15 protein-coding genes are annotated in these 16,282 nt (G+C 63.8%); 8 read left to right on the top strand and 7 right to left on the bottom strand.

Annotated elements, in window-relative coordinates; genetic code table 11:
* Nucleotides 1-85 precede the first annotated feature (85 nt).
* Nucleotides 86-817, bottom strand: a complete 732-nt coding sequence (locus tag NLM33_RS03840) for an MASE1 domain-containing protein (RefSeq protein ID WP_254094817.1) — start codon at nt 815-817, stop codon at nt 86-88.
* Nucleotides 818-1,353: 536 nt separating this feature from the next.
* On the opposite strand from NLM33_RS03840, the gene NLM33_RS03835 reads away from it, so the two are divergent.
* Nucleotides 1,354-2,355, top strand: coding sequence for a hypothetical protein (locus NLM33_RS03835; RefSeq protein ID WP_254094816.1), 1,002 nt, complete (start codon nt 1,354-1,356; stop codon nt 2,353-2,355).
* 239 nt (nt 2,356-2,594) lie between these two features.
* Here NLM33_RS03835 and NLM33_RS03830 read toward each other — a convergent pair whose 3' ends face one another.
* Nucleotides 2,595-3,389: a methyltransferase domain-containing protein gene (locus NLM33_RS03830; protein ID WP_254094815.1), complete on the bottom strand. Its 795-nt coding sequence runs from the start codon at nt 3,387-3,389 to the stop codon at nt 2,595-2,597.
* Between the two features lie 315 nt (nt 3,390-3,704).
* On the opposite strand from NLM33_RS03830, the gene NLM33_RS03825 reads away from it, so the two are divergent.
* On the top strand, nt 3,705-3,947 hold the full coding sequence (locus tag NLM33_RS03825; RefSeq protein WP_254094814.1) for a DUF1127 domain-containing protein: 243 nt from the start codon (nt 3,705-3,707) through the stop codon (nt 3,945-3,947).
* Nucleotides 3,948-4,257: 310 nt separating this feature from the next.
* Here NLM33_RS03825 and NLM33_RS03820 read toward each other — a convergent pair whose 3' ends face one another.
* Nucleotides 4,258-4,626 carry a GFA family protein gene (locus tag NLM33_RS03820; RefSeq protein WP_254094813.1) on the bottom strand — a complete coding sequence of 123 codons (369 nt, stop codon included), beginning with the start codon at nt 4,624-4,626 and terminating at the stop codon, nt 4,258-4,260.
* A gap of 235 nt (nt 4,627-4,861) precedes the next feature.
* Here NLM33_RS03820 and NLM33_RS03815 point away from each other — a divergent pair, with 235 nt between their 5' ends.
* The 6 genes from NLM33_RS03815 (at nt 4,862) to NLM33_RS03790 (ending at nt 11,746) form a co-directional block, all read left to right on the top strand.
* Entirely contained in the window at nt 4,862-5,590 is a 729-nt protein-coding gene (locus NLM33_RS03815; protein WP_254094812.1) for a sulfite exporter TauE/SafE family protein, read from the top strand.
* A 21-nt stretch (nt 5,591-5,611) separates the two neighbouring features.
* A complete protein-coding gene (gene radA, locus NLM33_RS03810) occupies nt 5,612-7,057 on the top strand; it encodes a DNA repair protein RadA (RefSeq protein WP_254094811.1) in 1,446 nt (481 codons plus the stop codon).
* A gap of 167 nt (nt 7,058-7,224) precedes the next feature.
* Complete coding sequence (locus NLM33_RS03805) at nt 7,225-7,854, top strand: CvpA family protein (protein ID WP_027522555.1); 630 nt, start codon at nt 7,225-7,227, stop codon at nt 7,852-7,854.
* Between the two features lie 31 nt (nt 7,855-7,885).
* Entirely contained in the window at nt 7,886-9,397 is a 1,512-nt protein-coding gene (gene purF / locus NLM33_RS03800; protein ID WP_254105640.1) for an amidophosphoribosyltransferase, read from the top strand.
* 157 nt (nt 9,398-9,554) lie between these two features.
* Nucleotides 9,555-10,295, top strand: coding sequence for an SDR family NAD(P)-dependent oxidoreductase (locus tag NLM33_RS03795; protein ID WP_254094810.1), 741 nt, complete (start codon nt 9,555-9,557; stop codon nt 10,293-10,295).
* A gap of 224 nt (nt 10,296-10,519) precedes the next feature.
* Nucleotides 10,520-11,746, top strand: coding sequence for an ABC transporter substrate-binding protein (locus NLM33_RS03790; RefSeq protein ID WP_254094808.1), 1,227 nt, complete (start codon nt 10,520-10,522; stop codon nt 11,744-11,746).
* A 90-nt stretch (nt 11,747-11,836) separates the two neighbouring features.
* On the opposite strand, the gene der is transcribed toward NLM33_RS03790, so the two are convergent.
* From der to NLM33_RS03770, 4 genes are all read right to left on the bottom strand, one after another.
* Complete coding sequence (der, locus tag NLM33_RS03785; protein ID WP_254094806.1) at nt 11,837-13,219, bottom strand: ribosome biogenesis GTPase Der; 1,383 nt, start codon at nt 13,217-13,219, stop codon at nt 11,837-11,839.
* Nucleotides 13,220-13,269: 50 nt separating this feature from the next.
* Nucleotides 13,270-13,821 (bottom strand): hypothetical protein, encoded by a 552-nt coding sequence (locus tag NLM33_RS03780; RefSeq protein ID WP_254094804.1) that lies wholly within the window; start codon nt 13,819-13,821, stop codon nt 13,270-13,272.
* Between the two features lie 30 nt (nt 13,822-13,851).
* A complete protein-coding gene (locus NLM33_RS03775; RefSeq protein WP_254094802.1) occupies nt 13,852-14,505 on the bottom strand; it encodes a tetratricopeptide repeat protein in 654 nt (217 codons plus the stop codon).
* A gap of 170 nt (nt 14,506-14,675) precedes the next feature.
* Entirely contained in the window at nt 14,676-16,271 is a 1,596-nt protein-coding gene (locus tag NLM33_RS03770) for a class I adenylate-forming enzyme family protein (protein ID WP_254094800.1), read from the bottom strand.
* Nucleotides 16,272-16,282 lie beyond the last annotated feature (11 nt).

Genomic DNA, 16,282 nt, shown 5'->3' with positions numbered 1-16,282 from the left:
ATTCCTCCAGCGCGTACAAAACAGCTTGATGTAGAACCCGGTGACAAAACGCCGGACGGTCACCCACGCCAGCCGCCAGCCCCCGTCAGACGTCAAGAACGACCGTGCTCTCGTGAATAGATCGGGTTAGGGCGCCCTCGAGAAGTTCGCTCACCGGCGGCCGGTCGCGCGCAGCCGAAGCGAGCTCGATCACCAACGGCGCAACCGCCAAAATCCCCAGTCCATCAGACGCAAACCAGTGCTCCCAGGTTGTCCATATCGGCGTCATCGAGTTGTGGAAAAATCTGAATACGATCGCGCCACCGATGCCAGACACGGCGGTCCCCATGACGGCTGCCGCGACAAATCCCAGCATGTTCCGCAGCTTGCTCAGCGTGAAGTCGGGACCATAACGAACCTCGATTAGCCACGCCGCGAGCACAGCTTCGCCGGCATTGCATAGGCCGAACAGAATTGCGCCCCATACATTTCGATCGCCAAGCAGATTTGCCAAAGTGGTGGCAGCAATCGTACCGAAAATGACCGGCCATCGCGCATGGAATCCGAGCGCAATCAAGACGCCGGTCGAGACACCTGCGGCGGGCCAGAAAACCGCTACGCCCTCTGGTTTAGTCAGCAGTACAAGGCTTAGCCGCGCCGCCACAAAATAGACGACGCCAATCGCTAAGGTCAGCGCGATTGCGTGCTCCCACCGCGTCAGATCGAGACCGGTCGATCTCTCATGATGGACCTGTGTTCGAGGGTACTGAAGCACCAGGCGATCCTTGCCCCTCGCCGTGTAAGCACAAGGCTCCGCGGCTTGCTCCGCTATTGCCACGAGGTCCGACCCAGCTGGATTGGACCGAAGACTGTCACATTTCCCGCGACTTTGGGCCGAACGAGACCCAAACCTCAAGCAGCTTCGCTAACCGAAGGTACCACAGACCACGCGCCTGTAGGCACAAGTTCAGCCTCTGGCCCTGCCCGTCTTGCAGATCAGTCCCAGCAGCCCATGCCGGCATATGGCTTGAAGACTGGGCAAGCGAGGACAATGCCGTCTGTGTGACTGATAGGGAAATCCAACGTCGAGTTTTGGCCCGTCGCTGCAGTGACGCGCAGCTTAATGTCCGAAGTTGGGCGTAGACCGGAAGTGTCTGGCTCAAGGTCAAAACGACGCAACTGACCCAAAACGGACATGCCCCCGAAGGCGGAAACTGGCCGACTTTTCCGTTCCCGATTCCAGATATTTCCGGGATTTGACGGTCTCCGTATCGAGCCGTGGCGATAAATTCGTCAGACCTATGGGCAGATGTTCATGGTGACCAGGCAACAAGCTTGGCATGCGTCACCAAGTCATTCTTATCGAGAGCCGGCATGTTCTTACTCGACGACAGCGCCATCGCGACAACTTACACGCTTCCATTCCTCGTCGGCCTCGCGTTGCCGGGCTGGCGTTTGCGTATCATAACGGGTATCGCTGCCCTCGCCTTCGCGGCATATATGAATGCCACGATGGACGGCAGGCTCGCGTCGGTGTTCGCCCTGTTATTCATCCTGACCGCTGCCGGGGGCCTATGGTGCGGACTGCTCACGCGGGCGGCGACGCTCTGGATAGCACCGTTGAGCCGGCATCCTCATCGGTTCATGGCAGTCGCCATGCTCGGCTATATTTTGCCACCCATCGCCTATTCGGGGCCTGCCGCGACGATGGCTTGGATCAAGCGGCCCTCGCAGCAGGTCTGCGCCGCAGCCACCTACCGCGTGAGCGCAGCGAACATGACGCTGAGAGTAGGGGCGGCGCCGGTGTTTGCCCTTGATGTGGGTGCAGCCGGTTCGCCTTACACGAACTTTCTCAGTTTCGATAGCAAGCAGGGCCTCAAGGAAATCTGCGGGCGTGGGCTCCGGGACAATCAAGTGATCGGGCCGGTCGCTATCGGCCTATATCCCTGGAAGTTCGGCGGCTCAGATGTGCAGACTTGGGCCGCGTCGAATTGCCCGTCGGCCCGCGATGCGACACTTGTCCTCGTGTGCCGCCTCGCCGACAAGGCGTATTTGGCGCGGAGGATGGAACGCGCCACGATTTACGGCTCCGAGATGGACAAGGCCATACTGAGGGGCGGCACTTACGCGATAGAAAAGCGGCTGCACCAGGAGCTGCTCGAAACCAGCGAACTTTTCGTGCTCGTCTGCGAAGGCAATGAAGCGTCGATCGCCGATGCGGCGCTGTTCTGCGCCGCGCAAGAAACTGTCACCAGCGGACTTCGCATCAAGTTCTTGTTTCGCACGAACGGCGCACGGATGAATGCGGATTCAGATGCGATCAGGATCTATCTGCGCGAGCTGGTCGCAAGCCTTTCGGCGGGCGCGTCCTCATGATCGAGCAATGTCGGCTCTTGGCCCTTTTCGGACCTGAGGCGATCTCGGGTTTGAGTCTGCAATACGCCGGATAGCGGACATGGGTCGAGCTCGATCACGAACCTCGATTTATGAGTACACGCCATAGGCGCGCGCGCTCATTCCGTTGCCTAGCCAGACGCAGCAAAGCGGCGGTATCGCCCTCGAAGCAGAGTCGGTGGCGCCTTATCACCTCTGCCATGCGCCGAAGAACAGTCATTTCAACTGGCTTGCGCAGTGCGCTTCGACGCTTTGAAGATGTATCGGTTGGTGCTGAAGAAGTATCTCCCTGCTTCGCTCAGACGCTCGAACTCGCCGTACCACTCGTTCAAATCACCAGCCAAGACGTCTTTCTTCCGCGCGACGAAATCCCGAATACCCAGTGATGGGCCGTTGCTATAGCTATCCTCATCATGGCGCAGATTGAGGATTGGAAACACCGTTGCACCGTCAAACCTGAATCCCGCATTGACCAACCTGTACGCCATGGATCTTGGCAGACGCGGATGGGCGCAGTGTGCCTCCCATGATTTCATGACCGAAGCCATGCGTTCTGGGTTGTCTGAGTGCCACACAACAGCGTCCCAATCTGTTGCTACAAAAATTGTGCGGCCACCCGGCTTCAGGACACGAAGTGCCTCAGAAAGAACGCGATCGACATCGGGAACGTATTCGGCGACTTGCGTACAAACGACGACATCGAACGATCCATCCGCCTGATCTATTTTGGTCGCGTCGCCAATCGCATATGAAAGCCAAGTAGACGGTTTTCGTTGATCGCAGAGGGCTATCAAATCGGTCGAAACATCGATGCCGACGACGGCACCATGACGTCCAACGATTTCTCCCATGCTTTCGCACAGATAGCCCGGGCCACACCCGATATCCAAAACACTCTCACCACTGGACAAATTGAGTTGTCGAATTGTTTCCGATCGCTGCGCCGCGACGTCCCTCGTGAGATAGAGTTTTTCCAACCGCCTCGCGTTTTCTTTGGTGTATTCGAGTCCGCTCACTTTCGTCTCCACCGTGATGGTGCACAGAGAATTGAACTCGACGGCTAGAATGAATCAAAATAAGCCGCGGGTGTCCGCGACTTCGAATAGGTGCGCAACGTCACTCAGGGAGCCCGGCCTCGCCCGTATCGCCGATCGCGCTTCTAGCAGCGTTGAGGCGGGTCGTCAGCGCCGCCTTGCCCTTCGAGGTCGCCACGGCACGGTCTGACGCGAAAGAATAAGCCGCCGGTAAGGAAAATGTAAGCCGCCTGTCAAGCGTGCCTTGCCGCGTCCGAGCATCATGGCCCGGCGAAACAAGCGCCGGGAGGTACTCCGATGACAACGGCCTTCAACGCGTTCGAGTCACGGCGGACTATTGTGGCGGTGCGGCTCGGCTTCGCCGTCCTCGCGCATTGCCGCGATGCATTTTGCGAATGGCGCATACGCGAGAAGTTGCGCACCAGGTTAGATGGTCTGAGTGAGCGGGAGCTGCTCGATTTCGGTATCGGGCGCGGCGAGATCGACTACGTCTCCTCCAATCGTGCCTCCGACCCGCGCGGCGCCGTCCTCCCGTCGTGAATAGGACCGCGCGCCTGGTTCAAAACGAACTGGCCGCACAAGGGCGTGTCATGCAGCCGAAAATTTCTCACCCAAATCAATTCGAACAAGCCACGATGCGCGCATTTCGCGTTCAGCCTGATTGGTACGAGCAATACTGGCTTGGGCCAAACGAGAACTCCATTGGAAGAAGGTGGAGCCGCTCGAGTGTCCTTCTACGTTCAGTTCTATATGCAGCCATCGCATCGATGTTCGTCTACTTCGGTCATTGAACCCAGACCGGATGCTCGGACCATTGTGGGCGCATTTTCGCGCTTCCAAGTACGCGCCGTCACCACAAATTCTTTCCGTCGATCACGTTGACCGGCACCGCATCGAGATCGAAATCGTCGAACAGTCGCGCGTTGATCCCGACCTTGGGATTGTCGAAGTCGGGCTTACCGGTCGACCAGTCCGGCGACTCCGAATAGGTGCCGCAGCCGCAGCTCGCGCAGTAATGATGTTTGACGGTGCGGCTGCCCCATTGATAGGTCGCCACGTTCTCTGCCGGAGATAGCAGGCGGAACTGCGCCGGCCTGTAATAGGCCCACAACGCGCCGCGCTTGGCGCAGAGCGAACAGGTGCAGCGCGTCACGCTCGCCGGCGGCTCCGTGACCTCGAACACCGTCTCGCCGCAATGGCAGCTCCCCTCGATCGGCATGACCCGCTCCGTCTTTCGAAAAGTGTCAGGAGATGGTCATAGCCGAGGCCTGCTGCCAACATGCTGTCAGCATGTGCTGCGGCGCGGTGCCCGGTTTGCAGGCAGCCGCCCGACCCGGGCGCCGCCAGCTACTTTGCATGGGGTTGTTTTCCAAAGTTTTTGCCGCGCAGGGGAACCGGTCCGACCTGCGGCAAAGAATTGGCTACACTCCCCCCGATTCCCGGAGTCCTCCCCTTTGGCCTTCCTGTTCGTCCTCATCGTCGGCCTGATCGCCGGCACCATTTCCGGCATCGTCGGCACGGGCTCGTCGATCATGCTGATGCCGGTGCTGGTCTACGAATACGGGCCGAAGCAGGCGGTGCCGATCATGGCGGTGGCCGCCGTGATGGCGAACCTGTCGCGGATCCTCGCCTGGTGGCGCGAGGTCGACTGGAAGGCGTGCGCCGCCTATTCAATCACCGGCATTCCTGCCGCGGCGCTCGGCGCGCGGACGCTGCTGGCGCTGCCCTCGCACGCGGTCGACCTTGCGATCGGCATCTTCCTGATCGCGATGGTGCCGGCGCGGCACTGGCTCGCGCGGCACGATCTGAAGGCCAATCTCTGGCATCTGGCGATCGGCGGCGCGATTATCGGCTATCTCACCGGCATCGTGGTCTCGACGGGCCCGCTCAGCGTGCCGCTGTTCCTGTTCTATGGCCTGACCAAGGGCGCCTTCCTCGCGACCGAAGCCGCCTCCTCGCTCGGCCTCTATCTCTCGAAATCCGTGACCTTCGAACGGTTCGGCGCGCTGACCGGCGACGTCGCCATCAAGGGCCTCATCGCAGGCTCCTCGCTGATGTTCGGCGCGTTCATCGCCAAGCGCTTCGTGCTGCACATGAAGCCGGACGTGTTCCGCCTGGTGATGGACGCCATCATGGTCGCGGCGGGGCTCTCCATGCTATGGAACGCCGCGCAGTCCCCCTGACACCGATTCACGCTGTTCCCCATGGCCAAATCCACGCTCTCCTTCGTCTGCCAGAACTGCGGCGCGGCCTATAACCGCTGGCAGGGCAAGTGCGAGGCCTGCGGCGAGTGGAACACGCTGGCCGAGGAGGACGCGACCGGCAACGTGCCGGTGTCGATCCGCTCCAAGCGCAAGGGGCGCACCTTCGCGCTGGAGAGCCTGGCGGGAAAGAGCCCCGACGCCCCTCGCCTGTCCTCGGGGATGACCGAGCTCGACCGCGTCACTGGCGGCGGCTTCGTGCGCGGCTCGGTGCTGCTGGTCGGCGGCGATCCCGGCATCGGCAAATCGACGCTGCTGACCCAGGCCACCAGTATGCTGGCCCGCGCCGGCCACCGCATCGTCTACATCTCCGGCGAAGAGGCGATCGCGCAGGTGCGGTTGCGCGCCGAACGGCTCGGGCTGTCGGACGCGCCGGTGCAGCTCGCCGCGGAGACGTCGGTCGAGGACATCATCTCGACGCTGTCGGAAGGAGCGGTCCCCCGCCTCATCGTGATCGACTCGATCCAGACCATGTGGACCGACACGGTGGAATCAGCGCCCGGCACCGTGACGCAGGTGCGCGCCTCGGCGCAGGCCCTGATCCGCTTCGCCAAAAAAACGGGAGCCGCCATCATCCTGGTCGGCCACGTCACCAAGGACGGCCAGATCGCCGGCCCCCGCGTGGTCGAGCACATGGTCGACGCCGTATTGTCCTTCGAGGGCGAAGGCTCGCAGCAGTTCCGCATCCTGCGCGCCGTGAAGAACCGCTTCGGGCCCACCGACGAGATCGGCGTCTTCGAGATGACGGGCCTCGGCCTTCGCGAGGTCACCAACCCGTCAGAGCTGTTCCTGTCCGAGCGCGACCTCGGCACGCCCGGCACCGCCGTGTTCGCAGGGATCGAGGGCACCCGCCCCGTGCTGGTCGAATTGCAGGCCCTGGTGGCGCCGACCTCGCTCGGCACCCCCCGCCGTGCCGTGGTGGGCTGGGACCCCAGCCGGCTCTCCATGGTGCTGGCGGTGCTGGAGGCCCATTGCGGGGTCAAGCTGTCCGGCCACGACGTCTATCTGAACGTCGCAGGAGGCCTGCGCATCCACGAGCCGGCCGCCGACCTCGCCGCGGCAGCAGCACTGGTGTCTTCACTGGTTAATGCGCAGTTACCCACCGATGCCGTGTATTTCGGCGAGATTTCGCTCTCCGGCGTGGTGCGGCCGGTGGCCCAGACCCCCGCGCGGCTGAAAGAGGCCGCAAAGCTCGGCTTCAGCCGCGCCGTGCTGCCCGAATCGGCCCGGGGCGAGGCTGGCGGCGACGCCGGGCTGTCGCTCAACGCCGTGAACAGCCTCACCACGCTGGTCGCCGAAATCGCCGCCCGCGGCTCCCGCCGGGGCGAAGCCGCAAGTCAGCCCGAGAAAAATGCCACACCCGCCAGATTCCGCCGTGGAGAGGGCTAGGTGGAGGTGACGATCCCCGGCCCCGCCGCTATACAGCCGTCACAAAGCAGCACGGGATTGCGTGGTTCCGGACTTGCCGGGAACACCGTCTGCCCCTCACTTAGGGCGGCGGCCAAAACACCGATTCGCTGAGCACCTTTGAAAGTACGAGCGGACCAGACCAGCCGATGCCGATTACACTCCTCGATCTGATCCTGCTCGGTGTGATGTTGATCTCGGGCCTGCTCGCCATGGTCCGCGGCTTCATGCGCGAAATCCTGTCGATCGCGGCCTGGGGCGCGGCGGCGATCGTGACGCTCTATTCATTCTCCAAGCTGCTGCCGACCGCCAAGACGTATTTCAACAACGACACTGTCGCGAGCGTCGTGGTTGTGGCCGGCGTGTTCGTGGGCACGCTGATTGTGGTGTCCGTGATCACGGTCCGGATCTCCGACATGATCCTGGATTCCCGGATCGGCGCCCTGGACCGCACCCTGGGCTTCCTGTTCGGCCTGGCCCGCGGCCTCCTGATCGTCGTGGTCGCCTTCCTGTTCTTCACCTGGCTGGTCCCGGACAAGCAGCGCCCGGACTGGGTCACCGGGGCGAAATCCCGGGTGGTGCTCCAGGGAACCGGGGATTGGCTGATGTCGCTCTTGCCGGATGACCCCGAGAACACCATCTTGAAGAGATTCAAGAAAAACAAACCAGATGATGATCAAGCTGATACCGAGCAGCAGCCTGCGGGCGGCAGCGACGGCTACAGTAAACCGGCTCGTGACAGCCTTAAAAAGCTGATCGAGAAACCCGCGGCGCGTTGAGTTGAGCCCGAAGAGAGGCGCGATGGACGAGATGCAAAACCCCGACTGGAACGCCCAGCTTGATCTCGACCTCCCCCCGGCCGGGCTCGAGCTTCAGAACGATCTCGAGGGGGACACGCTACGCGAGGAATGCGGCGTATTCGGCATCTACGGCCATCCCGACGCCGCCGCCATTACCGCCCTCGGTCTCCACGCTCTTCAGCACCGCGGCCAGGAAGCTGCCGGCATCGTTTCCTACGATGGCAATCGCTTCCACTCCGAACGCCGCCTCGGTCTCGTCGGCGACACCTTCTCCCGCCGCGAGGTGATCGACCGCCTGCCCGGCAGTGTTGCGGTCGGCCATGTCCGCTACTCCACGACCGGCGCCACGATCCTGCGCAACGTGCAGCCGCTGTTCGCCGAGCTGAACGCCGGCGGCCTTGCGGTCGCCCATAACGGCAACCTCACCAACGGCCTGACGCTGCGCCGCGAGCTCGTCAAGAACGGCGCGATGATGCAGTCGACCACCGACACCGAGGTGATCCTGCACCTGGTCGCACGATCCAGGCGCGCCCGCTTCATCGAACGCTATATCGACGCGCTGCGCGAGATCGAAGGCGCCTATGCGCTGGTGTCGCTCACCAACAAGAAGCTGGTCGGCGCCCGCGATCCGCGCGGCATCCGGCCGCTGGTGCTCGGTGAGCTCGACGGCTGCCCGATCCTGACGTCGGAGACCTGCGCGCTCGACATCATCGGCGCGCGCTTCGTGCGCGACATCGAGCCCGGCGAAGTCATCGTGTTCGACGAGAACGGCCAGGACGTCCACAAGCCGTTCCCGCCGATGGCCCCGCGGCCCTGCATCTTCGAATACATCTATTTCTCCCGTCCGGATTCCATCGTCCACGGCCGCTCGGTCTACGAGGTGCGCAAGGCCTTTGGCGCACAGCTCGCCAGGGAGAGCCACGTGCCGGTCGACGTGGTGGTGCCGGTGCCGGATTCCGGCGTGCCCGCCGCGGTCGGCTACAGCCAGTTCTCCGGCGTGCCGTTCGAGCTCGGCATCATCCGCAACCACTATGTCGGCCGCACCTTCATCCAGCCGACGCAGGCGATCCGCGAATCCGGCGTGCGCATGAAGCATTCGGCGAACCGCGCCGCGATCGAAGGCAAGCGCATCATCCTCATCGACGACTCCCTGGTGCGCGGCACCACCTCGAAGAAGATCGTGCGCATGATGCGCGATGCGGGCGCGACCGAGGTGCACTTCCGTCTCGCTTCGCCGCCGATCCTCTATCCCGATTACTACGGCATCGACCTGCCCGATCGCGGCGGCCTGCTCGCGGCAACGCACTCGCTCGAAGAGATGCGCGAGATCATCGGCGCGGACTCGCTCGCCTTCCTGTCGATCGACGGCATGTACCGCGCGATGGGCGAGCCCGGCCGCGACCCGGCCAATCCGAAGTTTTCGGATCACTGCTTTACCGGCGCCTATCCGACGCATCTCACCGACCAGACCCAGACCGAACAACAGCCGCGGCAATTGTCGTTGCTGGCTGAGGCGAGCTGACGCCGAAGGCGTCATCCCGGGGCGCGCGATCGCGCGAACCCGGGGATCTCGATGTCGGTTAGTGATCTCTGGATTCCGGGTTCGACGCTTCGCATCGCCCCGGAATGACGACCCAGCGGGGGCTTGTCCCGGCCGTTCACGTCTGTAAAACCCCGCTATGACAAAACCCCTCGCCAACCGCATCGCTCTCGTCACCGGCGCCTCGCGCGGCATCGGCTACGCCACCGCAATCGCGCTCGCGAAAGCCGGTGCGCACGTCGTCGCGGTCGCGCGCACGCAGGGCGGGCTGGAAGAGCTCGACGACGAGATCCGGAAAGCGGGCGGCAGCGCCACGCTGGTGCCGCTCAACCTCACCGACTTCGACGGTATCGCGCGGCTCGGCGCCGCGCTGCATGAGCGCCACGGCAAGCTCGACATTGTCGTCGGCAATGCCGGCGTGCTCGGCCCCTCCTCCCCGATCGGCCATATCGAGCTGAAGACCTTCACCGACGTGATGGCGATCAACGTGTCGGCGAATTTCCAGCTGATCCGCTGCATGGAGCCGCTGCTGAAGCAATCCGACGCCGGCCGCGCGGTGTTCATCACCTCGGGCGCCGCCAACAAGGCGACCGCCTATGTCGGCCCCTACGCCGCCTCCAAGGCCGCGCTGGAAACGCTGGCACGCGCCTGGGCGCAGGAGACCGCGAGCACGAAGCTGCGCGTCAACCTGTTCAATCCCGGGCCGATCCGCACCCGCGTGCGCGCGACCCTAATGCCGGGCGAGGATCCCTTGACGCTCGACACGCCCGAGCAGGCGGCGGAGTTCATCGTGCCGATGTGCGCACCCGACTGGACGGAAACCGGTAAATTCTACGACTACAAGTCGCGCACGCTGATGAGCTTCCGGCCGCCGGCCTGAAGTCCGTGCATGCTGGCCGCCACGCGGCCATGCGACCGATTGATGAAATTTAAGTCAGTGGCAGGACGATCGGATTAACCGATCGCCCGAACCGCTACGATTAGCGCATTGCCGCAAGCATCAGGACAGGTTATCGGGAACATCAAGATCGTGACCGATCGGGCCGATGGTCAAAAGCCCCATCCAAGAGGGCCGTCCCGGCATCAACAGTTGGAGGGAATACAATGAAAAATTTGCGCGCGTGGCGCTATGCCGCGCTGTTGACCTGTGCCGGCCTCGGCTTTGCCACCTCGGCTTCCGCCCAAGACAAGACCATCAAGATCGGCGTGTTGAACGACATGTCGAGCCTCTATGCCGACATCGGCGGGCCGAACTCGGTCGCCGCGGTGAAGATGGCGGTCGAGGATTCCGGCATGAAGGCCAAGGGCTGGACCATCGAGGTCGTCTCCGGCGATCACCAGAACAAGCCCGACATCGGCGTCAACATCGCCCGGCAGTGGATCGATGCCGACAAGGTCGATGCCATTGCCGACACGCCAAGCTCGGGCGTCGCGCTCGCGGTCAGCAACCTCGTCAAGGAAAAGAACTCGGTGCTGCTCAATTCGGGCGCGGCCACCGCCGACCTCACCGGCAAGGCCTGCACGCCCAACACCGTCTCGTTCACTTACGACACCTACATGCTCGCCAATGGCACCGGCAAGGCGCTGACGAAAGCGGGCGGCGATACCTGGTTCTTCCTCACCGCCGACTACGCCTTCGGCCACGCGTTGGAGCGTGACACCAGCAACGTCGTCACCGCCACCGGCGGCAAGGTACTCGGAGGGGTCAAGCACCCGCTCAACTCCTCCGACTTCTCGTCGTTCCTGCTGCAGGCACAGTCATCGAAAGCCAAGGTCATCGGCCTCGCCAATGCCGGTGGCGACACCACCAACGCGATCAAGCAGGCTGCCGAATTTGGCATCGTCGCCGGCGGCCAGAAGCTCGCAGCGCTCCTTCTGTTCATCAACGACGTGCACTCGCTCGGCCTGAAAACCGCGCAAGGCCTCACCTTCACCGAATCCTTCTACTGGGACCTGAACGACCAGACCCGCGAATGGTCGAAGCGCTTCCAGAAAGTCTCGCCGAAGGGATCAATGCCGTCGATGACAGTCGCAGGCCTCTATGCGGAAATTCTGCATTACCTCAAGGCGATGGACGCGCTCGGCGGCAACCCGCATGACGGCGCCAAGGTCGTTGCCAAGATGAAGGAACTGCCGACGGATGATCCGCTGTTCGGCAAGGGCCCGCTGCGCGCCGACGGCCGCCGCCTCATCCCGGCCTATCTGTTCGAGGTGAAGAAGCCGGAAGAGTCGAAGGGCCCGTGGGACTACTACAAGCTGGTCGCCACCATCGCACCTGAAGACGCCGCCAAGCCGCTCGAGGCGAGCGAGTGTCCGCTGGTGAAGAAGTAACCGCGTAGCCATCGCACGTGTCTCGACGACATCATGCCCGGGCTCGTCCCGGGCATCGACGTTTTGGACAAAGCGCCTGGCGCTATCTACTCACGACAGGCGCTTGCGCTTGTGTGCAAACGGATTAGCCTTCTCGCGCAACGTGATCCGCACCGGCGTGCCCGGCAGTTCGAACGTCTCGCGCATCGAGTTGGTGAGATAGCGTAGATAGGCTTGCGGCACCGCGTCGGCGCGCGAGCAGAACAGCACGAAGCTCGGCGGGCGCGCCTTGGTCTGGGTGATGTAGTTGAGCTTCAGCCTGCGCCCCGAAACTGCCGGCGGCGGGTTGGCCTGGATTGCCTGCTCGAACCAGCGGTTCAATGCCGATGTCGGCACGCGCCTGTTCCAGACCGCATAGGCATCCTGGATCGCCTGCATCAGGCGGTCGATGCCTTCCCCCATCAGGCCGGAGACGGCGACGATCGGCACGCCCTTGACCTGCGGCAGCCAGTGATCGGCATCGCGGCGCAGATTGGAGATCGCGCCGCCGCCCCTGCTCTCCATCAGGTCCCATTTGTTGACCGCCAGCACGACGGCGCGGCCCTCGCGCTCGATCAGGTCGGCAATGCGCAGATCCTGCTCCTCGAAGCGGTGTTGAGCGTCCATCATCAGCACGACGACTTCGGCAAAGCGCGCGGCGCGCAAGGCATCGGCGACCGAGAGCTTCTCCAGTTTCTCCTCGATGCGCGAGCGGCGGCGCAGACCCGCGGTATCGAACACGCGGAAATCGCGCCCCTTCCAGTTGATCTCAACCGCGATCGAGTCGCGCGTGGTGCCCGCCTCCGGACTGGTCAAGAGGCGCTCCTCGCCGAGCAGATGGTTGATCAGCGTCGACTTGCCGGCATTGGGGCGGCCGACGATCGCAACCCGTATCGGACGCCTGGCGGCCTCCTCCTCGGACAGTTCCTCCTCGTCCTCGACCTCATCCTCATCGGGCGGCTCCGGCATCAACCCGCTCAGGGCATCGTAGAGCTCGCCCAAGCCCTCGCCATGCTCGGCGGAAATCTGGATGGGATCGCCGAGGCCCAGCGCAAAGGCTTCCATCGCGCCGGCATCGCCGTGCTTGCCCTCGCTCTTGTTGGCAACCAGCAGCACCGGCTTGTTGGCGCGGCGCGCGAAATCGGCAAAGGCGCGATCGGTCGGCGTGAGGCCGACGCGCGCGTCGATCACGAAGAACAGTGCGTCGGCTTGCGCGATCGCGGCCTCGGTCTGCTCCTGCATCCGCGCGGTCAGCGACCCCTTGGCGCCTTCGTCGAGACCGGCCGTGTCGATGATGGTGAATGCGAGATCGCCGAGCTTTGCATCGCCCTCGCGGCGGTCGCGGGTCACCCCGGGCAGGTCATCGACGAGCGCAAGCTTTTGTCCAACCAGGCGGTTGAACAGCGTCGACTTTCCGACATTGGGCCGGCCGATGATGGCGATTGTAAAGGACATTGGTCATTCGTGCGCTGCCGGGGCTGCGCCTGTCAATGCAGTGAAAAATGTCAGCGCGTAAAGCTGCCGCTCGGCACCGGCGCCGGGAAAGCTCCCTGCGACTGCTGCTGCGTGGACTGAGTCGATTGCGCGGGCTGGGTGGTCTGATCCTGATCCGGCGGCGGAGCTGTGGTGCGCTTGCGGACGATTTTCTGCTTCGGCGGCGGTGCTGCGGGGGCCGGCGCCGCTTCGGGCTGGGCCTCGCCGTCGACCTCGCCGGCCGGCGCAACGGCGGCTGCCGCCGGCTGCCTGGTCTTCTTCGACTTCGCGGCCTTGGCGGATTTCGGCGGCTCGGGCGGCGGTGCTGCGGCAGCAGCCGCGGCGTCCGCATTCTGCTGGTCCGGTTGCTGCTGTGCTCCCTTGTAGAGGTCCCTCGGCACGCCCTGCTCCAGGCCCGGCACGCCCTCGGGGAAAACCGGCTTGCGATCGCCCGGCAGCTTCTTCTTGGTGTCGAGCCAGTCCATGAGGTCGCTCGGATCGAAGCCGCCACTCGAGCAGCCGCCAAGGAGGCCTGAGAAGGCGATCAGAACTGCAGCTGCGATCAAACGTTGCGTACGGCGCATCTCAAGTCTCGTCCAACTGTTCTCGGGCCGTCAGCTCTTGGCGACCGGCGGCAGGAGAGCCTGCAAGGCCTCGGCGCGCGAGCGCAGGCCCTGCGGGGTTTCACCATCCTCGGCAATCGCATCCAGCCATTTGCGCGCGGCGGCCGCGTCGCTATTGCGCCAGGCCGACAAAGCCAGCATTTCACGCGCGCTATGGCGGAAGGTGGAGCCGGCCGCGGCGGATGCCTCCAGCCGCTGCTGGATGTCGGCATAGGCCGCCGTGTCGATCAGAAGCCCAGCGGCGCGGAGTTTTGCGAGCGCCTGCTGTTCGGTGCCAGCGCTGCTGTCGGCCGCGATATCGTCATACATTTTCACGGCAGCCTTGGGGTCGCGGGCCGCTGCTTCGGCGGCGGCGCGGAGGCGCGCCAGCGTGCGATAGCCCCGGGGTGCCTTGGCCGCGAGCTCGGTGAAGGCCGCCTCGGCCTCGGCGTGCTTGTTCTGCTCGGACAGCTCCACGGCCTTCTCGAAGGCGGCACCGGCCTCGGCGGCCTTCTTGGCCTCCAGGTACTGATAACCGCGCCAGCCGCCGACGGCGGCCACGATCAGCACCATCAGGGCGATGAAGTAGATCGAATACTTGTCCCACAGCTTTTTGAGCTGATCGCGACGTACTTCCTCGTCGACTTCGTCAAATAATTCAGACACTTATGCTAATCCCATGCCCGGCCGGGAGCGCGCGCCATAGCGTTCGCGTCAGGAATCCCGTCCCCGCGTCGCGGCTGCGATACGCTATCGATATGGCGGTGGCAAGGCAAAGCGAGCCGGATCAAGGCGTTAACCCTCTGCGACGGCCCCTTCCGGGTTCCCGCCAGGGTTCATGATCCGGCCAGCGTCTCCCGCAACTGCCGCTTGAGCACCTTGCCATTGGCGTTGCGCGGCAGCGGGTCGGCGGTGAGGACCATCGTCTCCGGCACCTTGTAATCGGACAGTCGCTCGGCGCACCAGACGCGCAGCGCTTCGCCCGCAACAGCCTCACGCGTGACGACGACTGCATGAACGCGCTCGCCAAGCACCGGGCACGGTTTTGCGATGATCGCACTCTCGACCACGGCCGGATGTCCGGCCAGCACGGACTCGACCTCAGCGGAGTAGATCTTCAGGCCGCCGCGGTTGATCATGTCCTTCTGGCGGTCGAACACGCGGACGAAGCCGCCGGCATCGACCGAGCCGAGATCGCCGGAGTGCCAGAAGCCGCCGGTAAAGCTCTCGGCGGTCGCCTTCGGATTGTTCCAGTAGCCCTTGATCACGGACGCGCTTCCAATCCAGAGCTCGCCGATCTCGCCGCGCGGCAGCTCGCGTCCATCCGCATCAACCGCGACGATCCGAGCGCCGGGACACGGCAAGCCGACGCTGTCGATGTGGCTCGCGGTAAGCTCGCCCGGCATGATCGTCGACGGCGACGTCGTCTCAGTCGCGCCATAGCAGTTCATCAGCTTCAGGCCGGGAATTTTTTCGTTCAGCTTCTCGATGGTCGCAATCGGCATCGGCGCGCCGCCGAAGCCGCCGATGCGCCAGCTCGACAGATCATAGCTGTCGAAGTCCGGCTGGAGCAGACACAGATTGTACATCGCCGGCACCATCACCGTGTAGGTGACGCGCTCGCGCGCGGCGAGCTTGAGATAGTCGACCGCCTTGAACTCCGGCATGATGATCAGCGTACCGGCGCAGCGCACCATCGTCGTGATGTTGGCGACGATGCCGGTGACATGGCCGAGCGGCACCGCCGCGATCGAACGATCCGCCGCCGCGAGCTTTAGGCAGGTCGCGAAGACCATCGAGGAATGGATGATGTTGCAATGGGCGAGCATCGCCCCCTTCGGCTTGCCGGTGGTGCCGGAGGTGTAGAGGATCATCGCGGTATCCTCTTCGCCGACATTAGCCGGCGCATCCGCAGGCGCGTGATCGCTGAGATCGGAGAAGCACGACACAACCGCATCATCGTCGACCGCGATGCGACGCACGACATCGGGGACATCGCGCGGCTCCGGAAGACGGTCGGCGGGCGCTGCTTCGTGGATCAGGACCTTGGCGCCGCAGTCGGCGAGCACATAGGCGATCTCGGGCTTCTGCTGGCGCGTTCCAAGCAGCACCGTCACGAGGCCTTCATGCGCAGCGCCAAACAGGATCAACGGAAATTCGATGCGGTTGCCGAGCAGGAGCGCGACGCGATCGCCGCGTTGCAGGCCCAGCCTGCGAAGTCCGGCGGCGATCCGCGCCGACTGCTCGACGGTCTGCCGCCAGGTCAGCCTGGCGTTGCCGCAAATCAGCGCTTCACCATCGGGATTGCGGTCGGCGGCTTCCGCGATCATCGCCCAAAGGCTTGCCGGCCGCTCGCAAAATGCGCTCACCACGCGATCTCCGAAGCGCGCCTCGAGCCGCATCGGGGGGAGCTGAGATAGCGACCAGTCCATCGGGGTGCTCC

Source organism: Bradyrhizobium sp. CCGUVB1N3 (assembly GCF_024199925.1).
Taxonomy (GTDB): Bacteria; Pseudomonadota; Alphaproteobacteria; order Rhizobiales; family Xanthobacteraceae; genus Bradyrhizobium.
Note: the sequence above shows the minus strand (reverse complement) of the source record. Positions and strands in the feature narration are given on the sequence as shown.